Consider the following 17143-nt stretch of genomic DNA (forward strand, 5'->3'; position numbering starts at 1 on the left):
ATGAAGGAAATACCTACAAGTGGGTAGTGTAATCCGACGCCTATTCGGGTGAAAATACTGGTGTTGATAACATACAAGCGTTATGGTTTTGTAATTGATAAAAGGTAGGTAATCATTGTGGGTATTCGGCTAAATGAACTAAAAAATCGCTTTAATGGCTCTGTTATGGTGTACATCAAAGGGTCATTGGTGGGGATTATTAGTCTTGCTATTACGACCTTATTTGCATCGTATTGGATCACCGAGTTAGCCGACTTAGATGCAAAAGCAATTAATTTAAGTGGCTCTTTACGAATGGAATCGTATCAACTGGGTATGTTTGGCCTTGAAGGAAATAAACAGGAAGTTGATAAGCGCATTACAATATTTGAAGAAAAACTCAGAGATCCCATTTTTCAAAAGCTGCAAAAGGATGAGCAGTTAAATGAATTATGGTTACAAACCATTATCCAGTGGCAGAAATTTCTAAAACCCTCCTTAGTTAATTTACCTATCGAAAACAAAACACAGTTTAATTTATACGTTAAAGCTTTAGCTGAAAGTGCGGATGATTTTGTCTATGCAGTGCAAATAGATGCAGAAAGCAAAATTAGATTACTGCGCACTATTCAAGTCGGCGCTTTGTTTATTACTTTACTGGTGGGCATGTTCACGTTGCATTTAATCAGTTTGAGGGTTGAAAAGCCTTTGGCTGAGCTGACTCATGCAGCCTATGCTATCGGCAAAGGTAACTTCACTCACCATGTCGACTTACAGGGGGATGATGAACTTGCGTTAATGGGGGCCACATTGAATCATACTTGTGAGGCAATAGCATCGATGTATGGCCAACTTGAGTTACGCGTAAAGCAGCAAACTGAAAAGTTAGAACTTAACAATCAAACGCTCGCCTTTTTATTTAAGACGGCACGTGTTCTTTTAGAGACAAGAGAAAAAAAGCATGATTTACAACAAACGTTTGATGAACTGGCACAGCTAATAGATGTGCCAAACATTGAACTTTGTTTGATGACTGCCAGTGGTGATAGACCTTATATGCAAATAAAACCCAGCCAAGATCAAATAGGTTTATGTGCTGCGCAAAATTGTAAAAGGTGTGAAGGTAATGCTGCTTTTGTGTCGGTGGATGAACCAACGGTTACACGCTTTCCATTAGTTTATGGAAGTGAGCATTATGGTGTTGTTGTGGTTCGAGGCGGGCGTGATTTTAGTGAACAGTCGTGGCAGCTTCAGCTTGTTCAATCTGTAACCGACCAGGTGGCATTATCGCTTAACTTAGATGACCAGCAAAACAAAGATCGTCGAATAGCGCTATTACATGAGCGCACAGTGATTGCTAGAGAGTTACATGACTCATTAGCGCAAGCACTTTCTTATTTAAAAATACAAGTTACCAGATTATCTAAAGCTCAAGAGAAGCAGCAATATGAACTACAGCAGCCGATTATTGATGAACTTAAAATGGGCTTAGAATCAGCCTATCGACAACTGCGAGAGTTACTGACCACGTTTCGTTTAAAAATGGTAGAAGATGGGCTTGAAGCGTCTCTTAAAAAAACCATGGAGCAGTTAGCTGAGCAAAGTGCTATTTCATTTCATTTAGAATTTGCAGTAAAGCAAGTGCCTTTATCACCCATGGAAGAGATTCACCTATTACAGATCACACGTGAAGCAAGCCAAAACACAGTGCATCATTCGCATGGAAAAAATGTATGGATTAGTCTAAAGCAATTAGCCGACGGTCAAATTGAGTTATCAGTGTCTGATGATGGAGTTGGGATTAACCAAGGATCTGAAAAGCTTAATCATTATGGAATGGCGATTATGCAAGAGCGTGCTAAGCAGCTAAATGGTGAATTAACCGTACAGCCAAGAGAAAAGGGGGGTACACAGGTTAAGCTCATTTTTCACCCTGAAGGAGGTGAAGACACATATCAGTGATTAAAAAGACCTTGGAATAAGGCTAATTAATCGCTTCTTTACAGTTGGTATTTACTTATTTGTGGGTAGTTTGCCTGCCTACTCTTTTGTATGGTGATGCACATACAAACTCTCTAAGCTGTATCCAAGATGCTGAAGTACATCGACCTAAACTAGTTTTTAGCATGGTTAATGTACCGTGGGTGACCACCGGGTAAATAAAGAAATTTGTTTGTCTCCCGACTTGGAAAGGCTGTGATGTTGCAAGATAATTTTGATAGAAAATATAACTACCTACGCTTGTCAGTAACGGAAGTTTGTAATTTTAAATGTAATTACTGCTTACCGGATGGCTATGTATGTGGTTCACGTCCGAAAACCCTAAGTGTTGATAAAATCAATACTTTGGTAAATGCCTTTGCGATGGCGGGTACTAAAAAAATACGCCTAACTGGCGGCGAGCCTACTTTGCGTAAAGATCTTGCTGATATCGTAGCAGCATGCAGTGAAACTCACGGTATTGATACCGTTGCAATGACCACTAATGGCTATCGCTTACTTGAAAAACTCCCTCGTTTAGTGGCCAGTGGTTTAACAAATCTAAACATGAGCGCCGATAGCTTAAATCCTTATACATTTTCACAAATCACCGGCAGTGACTCATTACATGAAGTGCTAGCTTGTGTTGATAAGGCTTTAGAGCTGGGTGTTAAAAAAGTTAAATTAAATGCGGTGTTACTCAAGCAGTACAATGCCAATCAATTTCAGCAATTTCTTGATTATATTAAAGATAACCCCGTCACATTCCGTTTTATTGAGCTTATGCAAACCGGCGATAATCGTGATTATTTCAATGCCCAACATGTACAAGGCCAACAACTTAAGCAACAGCTTTTAAAGTCGGGTTGGCGAGCAGTCCCTAAGGCGGTGGATGCGGGCCCTGCCGAGGAGTTTTTTCATCCTAACTATGCAGGTCAAATTGGCTTGATCATGCCTTACAGCAAGGCGTTTTGTGCAAGCTGCAACCGCTTACGTGTTTCTGCTGAAGGCAAATTACATTTGTGCTTATTTGGTGAAGCAAATGATGACTTAACGCCTTGGTTAGATAATCAGGATGTGCAAGGCTTAGCAACTCACCTTTTAAGTCGTGTTCAACATAAATGGCAAGGCCATCAATTACAAATGGGACGAACAGGGCTGACCAAACAACTGGCTATGTTAGGGGGTTAGTATGTTAGTGGGTATTGTTCTGGCTGGGGGCCTTTCTAGCCGCATGGGGCAAGATAAGGCGCTGCTTGAAATTAATGGTCAAACGCAATTAATACGTGCGACTACTTGCCTTAAAGACGCGGGCTGCGATGAGATCATCGTGAGTCGAAATAGCAGCGGTTTTATCGTTGATAAATTTATACAGCAAGGACCTGTCGCCGGTATTCATGCCTGTTTGAATCATGCCGATTATGATGACGCGCTTGTTATTCCTATCGATATGCCGCTGCTATCTGAAACAAGTTTACGCACCCTTATCAACCAAGGGCGCAGACGAGATTGTGCGTGTTACTTTGCACACAATGTATTGCCTTGTTACCTCAATCGGCTTGAACGCGTGAGTTTAATTGCCCAGCAACGTTTAGAGCATGGGCAGCGTTCTGTCAGTGGTTTACTTGAAGAGCTTGGAGCGGCCGTCATTGAATTGTTTGAGTCAAATGACGAGAGTCGTGAGCTATATAACGTTAATACACCACAACAATGGGCGCATGCTTGTTGTTTGATTGATCAAAAGGATTACGCATGGCGCGAGTAAAAAGCAATCGCTTTGTAGCATTAAACATAGCGATTTTAACGGTAAGTAATAGTCGAGGCCCAGCGCAAGACACCGCAGGTGATTTGTTGCAGCAAAAAGTCATAGACAGTGGTCACCATGTACTTAACCGGCAACTGCATAAAGCCAATATTTATAAAGTGCGCGCAGAAGTCGCTGCTTGGATAGCCAGTGATGATATTGATGTAGTACTGATTTCTGGGGGCACAGGCCTTACACCTGACGATATTACGCCCTCGGCAATCGATGTGCTATTTGACGTGCCCGTGACTGGTTTTGGTGAGCTGTTCAGGCATTTGTCATATTCACAAATAGGCACGTCATCACTGCAATCAAGAGCTTTAGCGGGGCTTGCCAATAGAACCTTAGTTGTAGCTATGCCAGGCAGCCCAAATGCGTGCGCGACTGCTTGGGATGAAGTTTTATGCCAGCAACTCGATTTGCGCTGTGGACCGTGCAATTTTGTAGCCCAGCTTAAATCACATCATGTTGAACAATGCCATTCACGGGAGATGAATTAATGCAGTTAACGCACATAGATAAAAGCGGTCAAGCAAGCATGGTTGATGTTGCAGATAAATCAGCAACGGTACGAGAAGCGCGTGCTTGCGCAACTGTTGTAATGCAACCAGAAACGCTGGCTCTTATTGAGCAAAATCAGTTAAACAAAGGCGATGTATTGGCTGTGTCGCGTATTGCAGGTATTCAGGCTGCCAAAAAAACAGCTGATTTGATCCCTCTTTGTCATCCGTTGGCATTAAGTAAGGTGGCGGTCGAATTTTCTATTAACAGCCAAGACAGTGCCGTTGATATCCAAAGTTATTGTAAGTTAGTTGGGCAAACTGGAGTTGAAATGGAAGCGTTGGCTGCAGTATCAATTGCAGCACTTACGATAATTGATATGTGTAAAGCGGTTGATCAAAGCATGACAGTGCAGGACATGCGTGTCACTTATAAAAGTGGTGGCAGACGCGGCACCTATACCGGTTAATTGAGGGGGAGCATATGAATAAGGTACTTTTTTTTGCGCAGTTACGTGAACGCTTAGGTTGTGACACGGTACAACTCGATGCACAAGGTATGTCGGTTAGGGAGTTACGCCAAGTATTAGCTAAACGAGATGAACGTTGGCGCACCTGGTTACTTGATAAAGATGTGTTAGTAGCGGTAAATCAAACCTTGGTTGATGATAATGCAGCCCTCAGCACTGGCGATGAGGTTGCTATGTTTCCACCCGTTACTGGAGGTTAGTGATGATCCGCGTACAAGAGCAAGATTTTGATATGAATGAAGAGTATCAATCTATGTTGGCTGACGACTCGGTATCGGGCGCAGTGGTTATGTTTGTGGGCCGCGTTCGTGACATTAATCAAGGCCACCAAGTTGATAGTTTATATCTAGAGCATTACCCAGCGATGACAGAGAAATACCTCACCCAGTTAGAGCAGCAAGCATTGTCATTATGGCCCTTGGAAAAAGTTACCCTAATTCACCGCGTCGGTAAATTAAGCTTAACAGACCAAATTGTGTTGGTGGCAGTGTCGAGTGTCCATCGCGAAGCAGCATTTGAAGCAGCACAGTATTTAATTGATTTACTTAAAGCCCGTGCGCCATTTTGGAAAAAAGAGCACGTTGCAGGAGAGCAGACGCGTTGGGTGAGTGCCAATCATAAAGATCAGATAGCGGCAGCCCAGTGGCTATAGGGTTGAAACGATGCAGAGGCTAACAAATAAACTAACCACATACACAATAGCGACTGTGTTGATTTTATTGTGTTGTGTATTGCCAGCAAGCGCCAATGATAAAGACACATCCTCTTCGCTAACGATTGCTTGCTCGGCTAACTTTGTCGCTGTAATGGATAAGTTGCTGCCAGTATTCAAGGCACAGGTTAAAACTGATATACGGGTTAAAGTTGTGACAGGCTCGTCAGGCACACTCGCGACACAGCTTCGTTATGGAGCGCCTTATGACGTATTCTTTTCAGCAGATGCACGATTACCTACACAACTAAAAACCGATGGTTTTGGCATTGAAAGCACGGTGTATGCGCTTGGCGAATTGGTGTTTTATTCGTCCGAGGGCTATGACAGTTTGGAAGGCGTTATGACACGTTTGCCCCATATCACTTTGGCTATTGCGAATCCTCGTTATGCACCTTATGGACAGGCTGCGGTTGAGGTATTGGCTCATTTAAAAATCAAGCCGAAAAAAATAGTCACAGGAGGATCCATTTTGCATACTTTTCACTATGTTGAAAGTAAAAATGCACAGTTGGGCTTAATTGCAAAAAGTCTACTGCAACAGCCACATAATGGCACAGCCATCGCTATCCCCAGTGAGTGGTATCAGCCAATTGAGCAGCATGCTTTATTGGTAAATAACTCAGTATTTGCGCGCAAGTTTTATCATTTTGCTCAAACTGAACAGGCACAACTGTTAATAAAGTCAATGGGCTATAGGTAATGCGATGAACGAAGGGGACCTGCAAGCCATCTTTATTACGTTAAAACTCGCCGTGCTAACTACGCTGGCGCTGTTAGTTATAACGATTCCTTGCGCATATTGGCTTGCGCGAAGTAAACGAGCCATCAAACCTTTTCTCGAAACCTTAATTACCTTGCCTTTAGTTTTGCCTCCTACGGTACTTGGGTATTACTTTTTGGTGCTATTTTCGCCGCAGCAAGGTATTGGCTTATGGCTGCAACAGACGCTGGGAGTGCAGTTGGTTTTTAGCTTTTCGGGAATTTTAGTGGCGTCGATGATCTATAGTTTACCCTTTACTTTTCGACCTCTACAAAGTGCCTTTGAGCAACTACCAGATAACCTATACAGCAGTGCAGCTTTGCTAGGTTTTAAGCCTTGGAGGCAGTTTTTATGGCTCGTTTTGCCTATGATTAAACCTGCTATTTATACTGCTGCAACATTGAGTTTTGCCCATACAGTGGGTGAGTTTGGCGTTATTTTAATGATTGGCGGTAATATTCCAGGAGAAACTCAAGTTGTGTCGCTGGCGTTATTTGATCATGTTGAGAGCTTTAATCTTCAGGCTGCAAATACGCTTGCAGGGCTGATGTTGGTATCCTCATTTGCCGTTGTGTTTGCATGTCAATGGTGGCAAAGGCAAACGCAGCGTGTAAGTACACCAACTCGCTTGTTTTAAACAAGGTTAGACAGGTGATGGCATTAAATAGCGACTGCATTGGTATTTCAGACCTACAGAGTGTGTCTAAGTCTGTGGTTGCGCATATTGAACTAAATTGTACGAAGCCTGTTTCTCAGCAACTTGATTGTCAGCTTAAAACCTTGCAAATAACGGTGTTATTAGCGCCAAGTGGCGCAGGCAAAAGCAGTTTGTTTAATGCAATTGCGGGTGTTGCTCCAGCTTCAGGCGGGTTAAAAGTAACGGGACAACAACAGTTAGGTGTGCCAGCGCATAAACGACGCATTGCTTACGTAACACAGTCTCCTTTGTTATTTGACCACCTAACCATTGCCGCTTTATTAAAGTTGGTTGCCAAGCAACAAGCGCAGCCATTTGATATAAGTTGGGCAATAGACCCCTTAGGGCTGACCGACAAACTATCGTGTCGAGCTCATCAATTAAGTGGCGGTCAGCGACAACGAGTAGCGCTTTTACTCGCGATGATCAAAGGAGCGCCTTTATTACTATTAGATGAAGCGCTTACAGGGCTGGATCAATTTAATAAGCAAGCTTGTATAGGGGTTATAAAAGACTACCTTTGTAAAGTACAAGGTGCTGCTTTGTTAGCATGCCACCAGCTTGATGATGTATTAGCATTGGCTGATAGCTGCTTATTGCAGCATACGATAAACGATAGTACACATTGGCAAATGCTCCCTGTAGATGAAGGTATTGAGCGCTATCAGCAGCAGTTAATAGAGGGTCAATCGAGTGAAAACATACAGGGGAGTCAATTTACTTCTCTGTTTTACGGACAGGTTCATGCTCACTTTCCTGCACTGGGCTTAACAGAGTATCACGTTAGCGGACAGCGCTGTTTTGCTGCGTATAATTCAGATTATCAAATAGGGTGTGTGCAGCCATTAATACTGAAAGCGAACCGTCTGGGTTTATCAAAAACAGCACTACCAGAGAGTAGTTTTGTGAACCAATTAAAAGTGCAGATCACGGCGTTTAACCCTGTTAATATGGGGCAAGAGCAAGGTATGTTGGTGAAAGTAAGGCTCGTGAATAGCGAACAAGAATGTGTGCATAAACCCGCATCATTGCATGTGTGGATCACGCGCTTATCATTTAATCAACTACAGCCCAAGCTAAATGAAACGTGGTTTTTAATTGGTAAAGCGGACGCATTACACAGTTAATTATCAACTAAGTTATTTCGTACTAAACCGCGTTTTACATTTTTGCAGAGCTTCGCGAATCGAGAAATATCGTCAAAATTAGGAATTGTGCCTATTTGCAGCTGATGTTCCCAGTAGCATAGTTCGGTATCAACTAATTCCATTAGCTTTTTAGGGCAACCGATACACGAGTTATCGGTGCCACAAAAAAAGGTATCTGGTTCGTATAAGGGAAGCTCTACTTTGACCTGTTCAATTAATTGCTGCATTGCACTAACGCGATCAGGTTTACGTGTTCGCATAGTAAGACTTTGTTTCTAATTTAATGCACAATCAAACGGAATAAAAGGCACTAAATCACCCCTTTGCCACTGCGTTTTTTCAGCATCAAGCAAAAGATAACCTTGGCTTTTTGCAAAAGTACTGAGTATGCCAGAACCTTGCCCTTTTAAAGGCTCAACATAGGTTCCCGTGTTATTGACAATTAGTGTGGCTCGAATAAATTCATCGCGACCTTGTTTTTTACTGAGGCCACACGCCAAAGGCAATTGCATAGGGGGCTGTGTACACACTGTTTCACCAGCCATCTTACGAAGTGCAGGAATAGCGAGTTGGTGCAATGTCACAACACTTGAAACAGGGTTGCCCGGTAATCCCATAAAACGCTTGCTGTGGCCGTCTTGTGTTAAATGCTTAAAATGACCATATGCGAAGGGTTTTCCTGGCTTTATTGCGACTTTCCAAAACTGCATTTGGCCAAGTTCTGTGAGTACTGTTTTTGTGTGATCAGCATCACCGACCGAAACACCCCCTGAGGTAATAATGACATCAGTATTTGAAAGTGCCTCCTCGAAAGCCGATTTTAGCGCGTCAGGATCGTCAGCAATAATGCCAAAATCCTGCACCGCAAAGCCTAAATTATTTAAAATAGCCTGAATCGTGTAACGGTTAGTATCGTAAATTCCCCCTTGTGGAAGTGGTGTGCCAGGCTCAAAAAGTTCATCCCCCGTAGAAATAACCCCCACTTTAAGCGGTTTATAAACGCTAACAGAGGCAATGCCTAGCGAGGCAAGCATACCGATATCGGTGGCTGTTAAACGTTGCCCAGACGCAAATAATTGGCTGCCGATACTGATATCTTCACCTTGTTTACGTACATTTTGTGTAAAGATAGGTGTTGTATTTAACGTGATAGTTTGCTCAGAAGATACTGTGACATGTTCTTGCATTATCACCGTATCAAAGCCAGCAGGAATATGCGCGCCGGTCATTATGCGTATGCAACAACCCGATTGCCATTCGCCGTTGAATGGGTGCCCAGCGTAGGCAGTACCAATAATAGTTAAATGTGTGTGTTCATTTAAATCACTAAAACGAAATGCAAAACCATCCATGGCAGAGTTATCTGCATTAGGTACGTTAACGCCGGCGATAATTGGTTTGGCAAGAATGCGACGGTGCGCAGAAGATAGGGGTAATGTTTCAGTTCCAACTAATAAAGGACTACCTGATAAGAGTGCATCGCTTGCTTGCTGAAAAGAAAAGACGGCATTCATCATTACGATCCTTTTTGTTGGTTGATCATCCAAACCGCAGCTTCAACACGAGAGCGTAAGCTTAATTTTTTTAGTAAATGTTTAACATGAACTTTCACAGTACCATCAGAGATATCCAGCTCACGGGCGATCAGTTTATTTGATAAGCCTTTGGCAATTAACTTTAAAATTTCAAACTCACGGCTGGTTAATGAGTTTAGGATATTCGCTTTTTGTGATACGTCAGGTTTACGAATTGCCTGTGCTAGAACGCCTGTAAGTTTCTCGCTTAACACCATTTTACCAATGACAGCTTGTTTTATTTTTTCAAGAATATCCTCAGGATCCATATCCTTGAGTAGGTATCCATCAGCGCCATAGCTAATTGCGGTGAGTACATCTTCGTCGTTGTCAGATACTGTCAGCATAATAATACGAGAAGTGATGTCATTTGCTCTCATCGCTTTAAGGGTTTCAAGGCCATCCATACCTTGCATATTGAGATCGAGAATAATTAAATCGGGGTCATGTTCAATCGCCAAGCGAAGCCCTTCTTTACCACTTGCGGCTTCACCTATCACGCTAAGTTCATCTTCTAAATCAATTAGCTGCTTCAAACCTTTGCGTAATAACGGGTGATCATCCACTAATAATATTGAGTTGGTTAATGCATTCATACTCTGACTCTTTTACTGAAGCCTATCGGCTGACGGGGTAATTTATATTAGCGTGGATCAATTTTTGATTCATCTAAAAGACAGTGTGTTACTCCCAATAACCTATTGACGAAATGAAATTGTTTTAAATAAACAATGCATTACCTGTCCATCTACCTATAAGTGGGTAGGTGTCTTTGGTTTCTATCGAGTTTTAGCTTACCTATCAATGTGAATTGTTGAGTTTAGTTTATGTGCGCATAGTGAATGTAATTCGATTGAGAGGAGCAGCACATGGCTGAACTACACAAATGGGAACCGGAAAATGAAGCATTTTGGAATTCCCAAGGTAAAAAAATAGCGCAACGAAACTTATGGATTTCAATCCCTAGTTTACTTTGTGGCTTCGCTGTTTGGCTCTACTGGGGAATTTTAACCGTGCAGATGATGAATGCAGGGTTTAACTTTAGCGCAGAAGAGCTATTTACATTAACAGCGATAGCGGGCTTGTCGGGAGCTACTTTACGTATCCCTAGTAGTTTCTTTATTCGATTTTGTGGTGGACGAAATACAATCTTTTTTACCACTTCATTACTGATTATACCTGCAGTTTTTACAGGCCTTGCTTTACAAGACCCTACGACTCCACTTTGGCAGTATCAGTTACTGGCGCTTCTTTCAGGTTTTGGTGGAGGAAACTTTGCTTCTTCCATGTCGAATATCAGCTTCTTTTTTCCTAAAAAACAACAGGGCTTAGCATTAGGTCTAAATGCGGGGTTAGGGAACTTTGGTGTAACCACCATGCAAATTTTAATTCCTCTTTTCATGACATATGGGGTCTTTGGCGCATTAGGTGGAGACCCTGTCACCTTGGTCAGTACATCAGGTAGCTTGATAGGTAAAATTCCTGCAGGTTCAGAGACATGGCTGCAAAATGGTGGTTTTTTATGGTTATTACTCTTAGTGCCATTATTTTTTGCAACTTGGTTTGGAATGAATAACATCCGCACGCCAGAGGTTTCACCTAATGTGGGTAGCCCGCTGAGCGCATTTATGATGATTTCAATCATGTTAACGATTGGTCTAGCGACTGCCGCTGCGGGATTGTGGTTAATGTTGCCTGAGTCAGCAAATGGCTCAGGGTTTGGTGTGCCTAAAGAACTCGTGCTGGTGTTAGTTGTTGCCATTACGGTCTTTTTATTAAAAATGTTGCCAGGTGCAATTGGTGAAAGTCTGACTAAGCAGTATCAAATCTTCAACAATAAACACACTTGGGTGATGAGTACTATTTATACCATGACATTTGGGTCATTCATTGGCTTTGCTGCAGCATTTCCTTTGGCTATTAAGGTAATATTTGGTTTTCAACATATTATGGTTGATGGTGTGATCACGCATAATACGCTTAACCCAAACGGTCCAAGCGCACTTATGTATGCATGGATGGCCCCTTTTATTGGCGCGTTAATCCGTCCTTTAGGTGGTTGGATTGCAGATAAATGGGGCGGAGCACTTGTGACGCAAATATGCTCAGTTGTGATGGTTGGCTCTTCATTAGGGGCGGCATATTATATGAAAGCAGCTTATCAGTCTGCGACACCGGAAGAATTCTTTATGCCGTTCTTTGTACTGTTTTTATTACTTTTTGCAGCAACTGGTATTGGTAATGGCTCAACGTTTAGAACCATTGCGATGGTTTTTCCAAAGGAACAAGCAGGGCCTGTATTAGGGTGGACATCAGCTGTAGCAGCTTATGGGGCATTTTATATTCCTATGGTATTCGGCCAGCAAATTAAGGCTACAACACCCGAGGTGGCACTTATCGGTTTTGCTGTTTTCTATGCACTATGTTTGATTATTAACTGGTGGTTTTATTTAAGAAAAGACGGCGAGTTTTACAATCCGTAACGATCTCCACTTGTCTAGAGCCATTAACTTCGGTTTTTGGCTCTTTTTTATTTTTACAGGAAAGAACAGATATGAGTAAGTTTCAAGAATTATTGTCTATGGCTCGTTACCAAGCGGAACCCGTTAAGCTATTACTATTATTTACCAAGGCGAATATTGAAAGTTCGAAGAATGAAGTTAACAAGGGCATTATTGAGCCTGTTATGTGTGTCGATAAATTACCCGCTGAATTAAATGACTATTCAACTTTATGCCTAGAAGCCGACAGTATTAACCACCAATGGGATCTATTATTTGTGACAAGTATCAGTGCGGATGTTGATAAAAGCGTGATTGAAAGCAGTATGAAGTCAATGATAAATGATGTTCAAAGTGGCAAAAACACGGCAATGTATATCGTCCTAGATAGAGAAGATAACCTAGTTGAAATGGTAGGCAGTTAAAAGGTTTCAATGTGTAGGGGCAGCAATTTGCTGCCTTTTTTATGGGAGCGTTTCGATATAGTGTGTTAGTTCGTTAAAAAGCCAAGTTGGTAAACTATTATGTGGCTCTTGAGTATCTAGCCAGTTTTTAACGGTAAGGCACAATTCAGTATCGCCTTGAATGGTTAACTTACGAGAAAAGAACAGTGTATCGGGATCATGCTTACCACTTATTAAGCATAAAAATGTGTCGCTACTGCCTGTTAGTTTTCCATCGTACTTTATGCTTTTTACTGGAAGTTGACCCTGTTTTATCACGTACACTTGCAATTTTTTGCTTGTCGGCTCCAAAGAAATCAATAAGGTTAGTGGGAGGTTATTTACCTCTATGCATAACTGTTTATCCGCTAAAAAGTCCAATTCTCCTTCTGCAATGTGTGTTTCAAACACCTTATTTAAATGCTGAGTTACTAACCAATTTATACTTATAGTTGGTGCTATATGAGTAACACGCGTTAGCCATTTAGGGGTAAAAAACAGCTGCGCTTTATGCTTCAAAATATCATGTAGACTAATCATATTAGTAGATTACCTTGTAAGGTTGGTTCACTTACCATTATTGATAATTTATTCACTAGTTTAAATAATCAGGAGTGGGTATGGAGCTACTTTGCCCCGCAGGTAATTTACACTCATTAAAGAAAGCCATTAACAGTGGTGCTGATGCTGTTTATATTGGCTTAAATGATGATACAAATGCACGTCATTTTGCTGGTCTTAATTTTAATGAGCAGCAACTCAGGTCAGCCGCTGAATATTGTCATCAACATCACAAAAAATTACACGTCGCAATTAATACCTTTGCCCATCCAAATCAATTTAATCGTTGGCAATATGCTATAGAGCAGGCTGTTGCTGTTGGCGTTGATGCTTTAATTGTTGCTGATATTGCTGCGCTTGATTTCATTGCGAATCACCATCCCAAGCAAGAGGTTCATGTGAGTGTTCAAGCGTCTGTCACAAATGCACTAGCGATTGATTTTTATAAACAGTTTGGTGTTAAGCGTGTTGTTTTACCTCGAGTATTGAGTATTCAGCAAGTAAGACAGCTTGCGACAACTACGGATATTGAGCTTGAGTTATTTGCGTTTGGTAGTTTATGTATTATGGCTGAAGGGCGCTGTTATTTATCATCTTATTTAACAGGAGAGTCACCTAATACGACGGGGGCTTGTTCACCCGCTAAATTTGTGCGTTGGCAGCAAGAAGGTGAGCGAATGCAGTCTCGCTTAAATGGGGTGCTAATCGATCAATTTTCTGAGCACGAACAAGCAGGCTATCCAACTTTATGCAAAGGACGCTTTGTTGTGAATAACGAGATGTACCATGCGTTGGAAGAGCCGACTAGTTTAAATACGTTGTCGTTATTACCAGAGCTGTTAGCGATGAATATCGCGTCAGTAAAAATAGAAGGAAGACAGCGTAGCCCTGCCTATGTAGAACAAGTTACTCAAGTATGGCGAGCGGCGATTGATCAAGCAAAAAAAGACAGTCAGCTTTTTTCTATTGAGCCGCAATGGCAGTCAACATTAAGTCATTTATCTGAGGGACAACAAACAACATTAGGTGCTTATCACCGTAAGTGGAAATAGAGGTCGCTATGAGTAAATTAAAAGTGGCCGTTGGGCCTGTATTATTTTTATGGCAAAAAACGTATCTAGAGCAGTTTTATAATAAGGTAATGCTCTCGGAAGCAGAATGTGTGTATTTAGGTGAAACGGTGTGTGGAAAACGTCGCTTGTCTCGCTTAAATGATTATCTGGTATGGGCAGAGAAATTAGCGAAAGCGGGAAAAGAAGTCGTGCTTTCAAGTTTAACTCTGCTGGAGTCAAGTGCACAGTTGCAAGATCTCAAACGACTAAGCCAACATAAGCAATACTTATTTGAAGCGAATGACTTGTCTGCAGTGCAACTGCTTTATCAATTAGGGCTCCCTTTTGTGATTGGCCCTGCTATCAATGTTTATAATGGCTATACACTGGCTAAGTTTGCAAAAATGGGGGCTGTTCGTTGGGTCATGCCTGTCGAGCTATCAAAAGATTGGCTATTAGCACTTCAGCAAGAATATGCGCAACTATGTGATTTACCTATGCAGTATGAAGTGTTTAGCTATGGGTATTTGCCATTGGCATATAGTGCACGTTGTTTTACGGCTCGTTATTACAACCTAGCAAAAGATCAGTGTGAACTTATTTGCCAAAAACACCCTTCAGGGTTAATAACTCAAAGCCAAGAAGGACAAGCTCTATTTAATTTAAATGGTATTCAAACCATGTCAGGGCACATTTATAATTTATGTGAAGATAAAGCTTCATTGAGTGATGTGGCGGATGTTGCTAGGCTAAGTTTTCATAATATGGATGAGCTCAGTTGGATAGAACACTTTGTATCTGATGAGGTCTATCAGCGACCAAGTGAACATATAAATGGTTTTTGGCATCAAATTGCAGGGATTCAATGCCAACTTTAATGTTGGCTAAATAAATACAAAATAAGTGCAAGGGTAATAAACCAAAAGCCACTGACCATCTTCCAAAATAATAGACTACTGGCTTCTTTTGGTTCAGGTGTTGGTTTTAAAAATGCTGGATTAGGTATGGTTAAATCTTGTAGTAATGCATCAACGGTTTGATAGCGCTCAGTTAAGTCAAAGCTGACACCTTTTTGAAGTGCCTTATCAAACCAAACAGGGATAATAGGGTTGTATTTACTCGCACTTTGGTAACGTAATTTATCGTAGTCAGCCAGTGTTGTGCATTGTTCAATCTTATCTGTGTAGGGAAGGTGCTGAGTAAATAGTTCATAGCAAATAGTTGCTAAGCTATATACATCCCCTTGTATGGCTGCATTATGCCCGCGCAAATAGTTAGGATCTGAATAACTTGCTGTGCCCAATGCCCCTTGATGTTCTATTGGCTGATACAGCTCTGCGACACCTGCAACAAAAACAGAGCCAAAATCGACGAGTTTTATCGTATCATCATTTAAGACCATGACATTACCAGGTTTTAAATCTTGATGAATAGCATCGTTTTGGTGAAATGCCTCTAATGCTTTAGCTATTTGCCTTACAATGGCAATTGCGTGTTTAGGCTTCAATGGATAGTGTTGATCAAGCCAGTCATCTAAGCTGATGCCATCAAGCCACTCCATTAAGTAGTAAAGTGCACTGCGAGGGCGTAAGTGCTGATAAACCTTAACAACATAGGGTGAATCAATTCGACTACCTATCCATTGCTCTTTTATGAAACGATCAATGTAGTGAGTGTCATCATCAAAGTTTGCTGATGGTGTTTTCATGGCATAACGCTGAGCAGTTAATTCATCTTCCACTAAATAGAGTTGGCTTCGAGAAGAGGCAAAGAGCTCTTCAATAATTAAGTAACCATCTAACTTCATACCTGCTTTGAGTGGTGGCGGAAAAGGCAGTTTGGTTAGTTCAGCGTTTAACTCATCTTCATTTTGATGAGCTAAACTTTTTATTTTAACCACAACACAACTTATATTGTCATCACTGCCTTGCTTTAGGGCTTCTTTGCATAGCTGCTCGGCAATGTGTGCTGCTGATTGATTGCTATGTAAAGCCTGTATCAGAAAATGTGTAGGTAGAAAGTCATGCACACCATCCGTTGTGAGTAAGTAAACATCGCCTTCTTGCAAATCACTACAGCTATAATCTATGTGTAAATTATTATCCATGCCCACCGCACGGGACAAGAAAGACTTGCCTTGTCCTAAATTAGTCGTGTGATCAGCGGTTAGTTGCTCAAAACAAGCTTTTCTTAAACGAAAAATACGACTATCGCCAATATGGAAAATATGCCCATGATTTCCTTTTAAAATCATACTGCTTAGTGTTGTTAAATAGCCTTTGTTATCGTGAGAAAATTCATGACTTTTACGAAAAAGTCGTAAGTTAATGGCCGAGAGAACTTGTTTACCACTGTGGCTAACAGACCAAGTGTCGGGTGTTTTAAAGTACTCGCTAAAAAAGCGTGTAATGGCTGTTTCACTTGCCTCTTTTCCTGCTTCGGCTGAACTTACACCGTCAGCTACACAAAACGCACTTCCTTTCACATCCCTTAGGTATTGATCATCAGGAATTAATACGCCTGCGTAATCTTCGTTAACTTCCTTAATACCCGATAAGCTTTGAAAGCCTGCGTCGACATGCGTGCTATACATAGTGTGTTTTAAATTTGTGAACAGTAACAAAATAGTGCAAGAAAAATAGCGAAGTGTTCAACCTGTTTTCAATTTAAGACGCTAGGAATGGGGCCAATATTCGCAATGCTTGATTTATTAATACCACTTTTTAGGTAGCTGGGTCTTTATATAAGCTTTTGAAAATTAGAGTTATATTTTTATTTTTTGAGCAAATAATAAAAAGCTAATTAAATTTATGGCATTGTGGGTAGTTTGGCTTAATTGCAGCTCTGTTTAGGTAGAATGGCAACATATACTAATCTAAATGATTTTCTATTAATAATC

The 17143-nt window shown here is 41.3% G+C and carries 19 protein-coding genes and 1 riboswitch; of the genes, 14 read left to right on the forward strand and 5 right to left on the reverse strand.

The window, feature by feature from the left end:
• Positions 1 to 117: 117 nt before the first annotated feature.
• The 10 genes from PAARA_RS01975 to PAARA_RS02025 all read left to right on the forward strand — a co-directional run bounded on the left by PAARA_RS01975 (position 118) and on the right by PAARA_RS02025 (position 8092).
• Complete coding sequence (locus PAARA_RS01975) at positions 118 to 1941, forward strand: ATP-binding protein (RefSeq protein WP_062567396.1); 1824 nt, start codon at positions 118 to 120, stop codon at positions 1939 to 1941.
• Positions 1942 to 2059: 118 nt separating this feature from the next.
• Positions 2060 to 2191: riboswitch (molybdenum cofactor riboswitch) on the forward strand.
• Complete coding sequence (moaA, locus tag PAARA_RS01980; protein ID WP_062567397.1) at positions 2179 to 3150, forward strand: GTP 3',8-cyclase MoaA; 972 nt, start codon at positions 2179 to 2181, stop codon at positions 3148 to 3150. It overlaps the preceding riboswitch by 13 nt.
• 1 nt (position 3151) lies before the next feature.
• On the forward strand, positions 3152 to 3724 hold the full coding sequence (mobA, locus tag PAARA_RS01985) for a molybdenum cofactor guanylyltransferase (protein ID WP_062567398.1): 573 nt from the start codon (positions 3152 to 3154) through the stop codon (positions 3722 to 3724).
• Positions 3712 to 4263, forward strand: coding sequence for a molybdenum cofactor biosynthesis protein B (moaB, locus tag PAARA_RS01990; protein WP_062567399.1), 552 nt, complete (start codon positions 3712 to 3714; stop codon positions 4261 to 4263). The genes mobA and moaB overlap by 13 nt, the downstream gene beginning before the upstream one ends.
• Positions 4263 to 4733 (forward strand): cyclic pyranopterin monophosphate synthase MoaC, encoded by a 471-nt coding sequence (gene moaC, locus PAARA_RS01995; protein WP_062567400.1) that lies wholly within the window; start codon positions 4263 to 4265, stop codon positions 4731 to 4733. The genes moaB and moaC overlap by 1 nt, the downstream gene beginning before the upstream one ends.
• A gap of 14 nt (positions 4734 to 4747) precedes the next feature.
• Positions 4748 to 4993 (forward strand): molybdopterin synthase sulfur carrier subunit, encoded by a 246-nt coding sequence (gene moaD / locus PAARA_RS02000; RefSeq protein ID WP_062567401.1) that lies wholly within the window; start codon positions 4748 to 4750, stop codon positions 4991 to 4993.
• Between the two features lie 2 nt (positions 4994 to 4995).
• Entirely contained in the window at positions 4996 to 5445 is a 450-nt protein-coding gene (locus tag PAARA_RS02005) for a molybdenum cofactor biosynthesis protein MoaE (protein WP_062567402.1), read from the forward strand.
• A gap of 10 nt (positions 5446 to 5455) precedes the next feature.
• Positions 5456 to 6208, forward strand: a complete 753-nt coding sequence (gene modA, locus PAARA_RS02015; protein WP_083515233.1) for a molybdate ABC transporter substrate-binding protein — start codon at positions 5456 to 5458, stop codon at positions 6206 to 6208.
• 4 nt (positions 6209 to 6212) lie between these two features.
• Positions 6213 to 6905: a molybdate ABC transporter permease subunit gene (modB, locus tag PAARA_RS02020; RefSeq protein WP_062567405.1), complete on the forward strand. Its 693-nt coding sequence runs from the start codon at positions 6213 to 6215 to the stop codon at positions 6903 to 6905.
• A gap of 17 nt (positions 6906 to 6922) precedes the next feature.
• Positions 6923 to 8092 carry an ATP-binding cassette domain-containing protein gene (locus PAARA_RS02025; RefSeq protein ID WP_062567406.1) on the forward strand — a complete coding sequence of 390 codons (1170 nt, stop codon included), beginning with the start codon at positions 6923 to 6925 and terminating at the stop codon, positions 8090 to 8092.
• Here the strand turns inward: PAARA_RS02025 and PAARA_RS02030 are convergent.
• The 3 genes from PAARA_RS02030 to narL are packed head-to-tail and all read right to left on the reverse strand — an operon-like array spanning position 8089 to position 10283.
• Entirely contained in the window at positions 8089 to 8373 is a 285-nt protein-coding gene (locus PAARA_RS02030; protein WP_062567407.1) for a hypothetical protein, read from the reverse strand. The two genes, PAARA_RS02025 and PAARA_RS02030, sit on opposite strands and share 4 nt — an antisense overlap.
• Positions 8374 to 8388: 15 nt before the next feature.
• On the reverse strand, positions 8389 to 9630 hold the full coding sequence (moeA, locus tag PAARA_RS02035; RefSeq protein ID WP_083515235.1) for a molybdopterin molybdotransferase MoeA: 1242 nt from the start codon (positions 9628 to 9630) through the stop codon (positions 8389 to 8391).
• Complete coding sequence (narL, locus tag PAARA_RS02040) at positions 9630 to 10283, reverse strand: two-component system response regulator NarL (RefSeq protein WP_062567409.1); 654 nt, start codon at positions 10281 to 10283, stop codon at positions 9630 to 9632. The genes moeA and narL overlap by 1 nt, the downstream gene beginning before the upstream one ends.
• Before the next feature lie 273 nt (positions 10284 to 10556).
• On the opposite strand from narL, the gene PAARA_RS02045 reads away from it, so the two are divergent.
• Together PAARA_RS02045 and PAARA_RS02050 are read left to right on the forward strand one after the other, a co-directional pair.
• Positions 10557 to 12170 (forward strand): MFS transporter, encoded by a 1614-nt coding sequence (locus PAARA_RS02045; RefSeq protein WP_062567410.1) that lies wholly within the window; start codon positions 10557 to 10559, stop codon positions 12168 to 12170.
• A 71-nt stretch (positions 12171 to 12241) separates the two neighbouring features.
• The gene (locus PAARA_RS02050; RefSeq protein WP_062567411.1) at positions 12242 to 12613 is read left to right on the forward strand and encodes a hypothetical protein; all 372 of its coding nucleotides are present in this window, start codon (positions 12242 to 12244) and stop codon (positions 12611 to 12613) included.
• 39 nt (positions 12614 to 12652) lie between these two features.
• Here the strand turns inward: PAARA_RS02050 and ubiT are convergent, their stop codons facing one another.
• Positions 12653 to 13171, reverse strand: coding sequence for a ubiquinone anaerobic biosynthesis accessory factor UbiT (gene ubiT, locus PAARA_RS02055; protein ID WP_062567412.1), 519 nt, complete (start codon positions 13169 to 13171; stop codon positions 12653 to 12655).
• Positions 13172 to 13251: 80 nt separating this feature from the next.
• On the opposite strand from ubiT, the gene ubiU reads away from it, so the two are divergent.
• Both ubiU and PAARA_RS02065 read left to right on the forward strand, forming a co-directional pair.
• Complete coding sequence (ubiU, locus tag PAARA_RS02060) at positions 13252 to 14244, forward strand: ubiquinone anaerobic biosynthesis protein UbiU (protein WP_062567413.1); 993 nt, start codon at positions 13252 to 13254, stop codon at positions 14242 to 14244.
• Positions 14245 to 14252: 8 nt separating this feature from the next.
• A complete protein-coding gene (locus tag PAARA_RS02065) occupies positions 14253 to 15122 on the forward strand; it encodes a U32 family peptidase (RefSeq protein ID WP_062567414.1) in 870 nt (289 codons plus the stop codon).
• Here PAARA_RS02065 and PAARA_RS02070 read toward each other — a convergent pair.
• Complete coding sequence (locus tag PAARA_RS02070; RefSeq protein ID WP_062567415.1) at positions 15119 to 16837, reverse strand: bifunctional protein-serine/threonine kinase/phosphatase; 1719 nt, start codon at positions 16835 to 16837, stop codon at positions 15119 to 15121. The genes PAARA_RS02065 and PAARA_RS02070 overlap by 4 nt on opposite strands.
• Positions 16838 to 17143: the final 306 nt, after the last annotated feature.

Source organism: Pseudoalteromonas arabiensis (genome assembly GCF_001550155.1).
Classification (GTDB): domain Bacteria; phylum Pseudomonadota; class Gammaproteobacteria; order Enterobacterales; family Alteromonadaceae; genus Pseudoalteromonas; species Pseudoalteromonas arabiensis.

Bases quoted from the DNA above. Each gene is read 5' to 3' on its own strand.
- moaA (WP_062567397.1), top strand. From the start codon at position 2,179: ATGTTGCAAGATAATTTTGATAGAAAATATAACTACCTACGCTTGTCA.
- mobA (WP_062567398.1), top strand. From the start codon at position 3,152: ATGTTAGTGGGTATTGTTCTGGCTGGGGGCCTTTCTAGCCGCATGGGG.
- moaB (WP_062567399.1), top strand. From the start codon at position 3,712: ATGGCGCGAGTAAAAAGCAATCGCTTTGTAGCATTAAACATAGCGATT.
- moaC (WP_062567400.1), top strand. From the start codon at position 4,263: ATGCAGTTAACGCACATAGATAAAAGCGGTCAAGCAAGCATGGTTGAT.
- moaD (WP_062567401.1), top strand. From the start codon at position 4,748: ATGAATAAGGTACTTTTTTTTGCGCAGTTACGTGAACGCTTAGGTTGT.
- PAARA_RS02005 (WP_062567402.1), top strand. From the start codon at position 4,996: ATGATCCGCGTACAAGAGCAAGATTTTGATATGAATGAAGAGTATCAA.
- modA (WP_083515233.1), top strand. From the start codon at position 5,456: ATGCAGAGGCTAACAAATAAACTAACCACATACACAATAGCGACTGTG.
- modB (WP_062567405.1), top strand. From the start codon at position 6,213: ATGAACGAAGGGGACCTGCAAGCCATCTTTATTACGTTAAAACTCGCC.
- PAARA_RS02025 (WP_062567406.1), top strand. From the start codon at position 6,923: ATGGCATTAAATAGCGACTGCATTGGTATTTCAGACCTACAGAGTGTG.
- PAARA_RS02030 (WP_062567407.1), bottom strand. From the start codon at position 8,373: ATGCGAACACGTAAACCTGATCGCGTTAGTGCAATGCAGCAATTAATT.
- moeA (WP_083515235.1), bottom strand. From the start codon at position 9,630: ATGATGAATGCCGTCTTTTCTTTTCAGCAAGCAAGCGATGCACTCTTA.
- narL (WP_062567409.1), bottom strand. From the start codon at position 10,283: ATGAATGCATTAACCAACTCAATATTATTAGTGGATGATCACCCGTTA.
- PAARA_RS02045 (WP_062567410.1), top strand. From the start codon at position 10,557: ATGGCTGAACTACACAAATGGGAACCGGAAAATGAAGCATTTTGGAAT.
- PAARA_RS02050 (WP_062567411.1), top strand. From the start codon at position 12,242: ATGAGTAAGTTTCAAGAATTATTGTCTATGGCTCGTTACCAAGCGGAA.
- ubiT (WP_062567412.1), bottom strand. From the start codon at position 13,171: ATGATTAGTCTACATGATATTTTGAAGCATAAAGCGCAGCTGTTTTTT.
- ubiU (WP_062567413.1), top strand. From the start codon at position 13,252: ATGGAGCTACTTTGCCCCGCAGGTAATTTACACTCATTAAAGAAAGCC.
- PAARA_RS02065 (WP_062567414.1), top strand. From the start codon at position 14,253: ATGAGTAAATTAAAAGTGGCCGTTGGGCCTGTATTATTTTTATGGCAA.
- PAARA_RS02070 (WP_062567415.1), bottom strand. From the start codon at position 16,837: ATGTATAGCACGCATGTCGACGCAGGCTTTCAAAGCTTATCGGGTATT.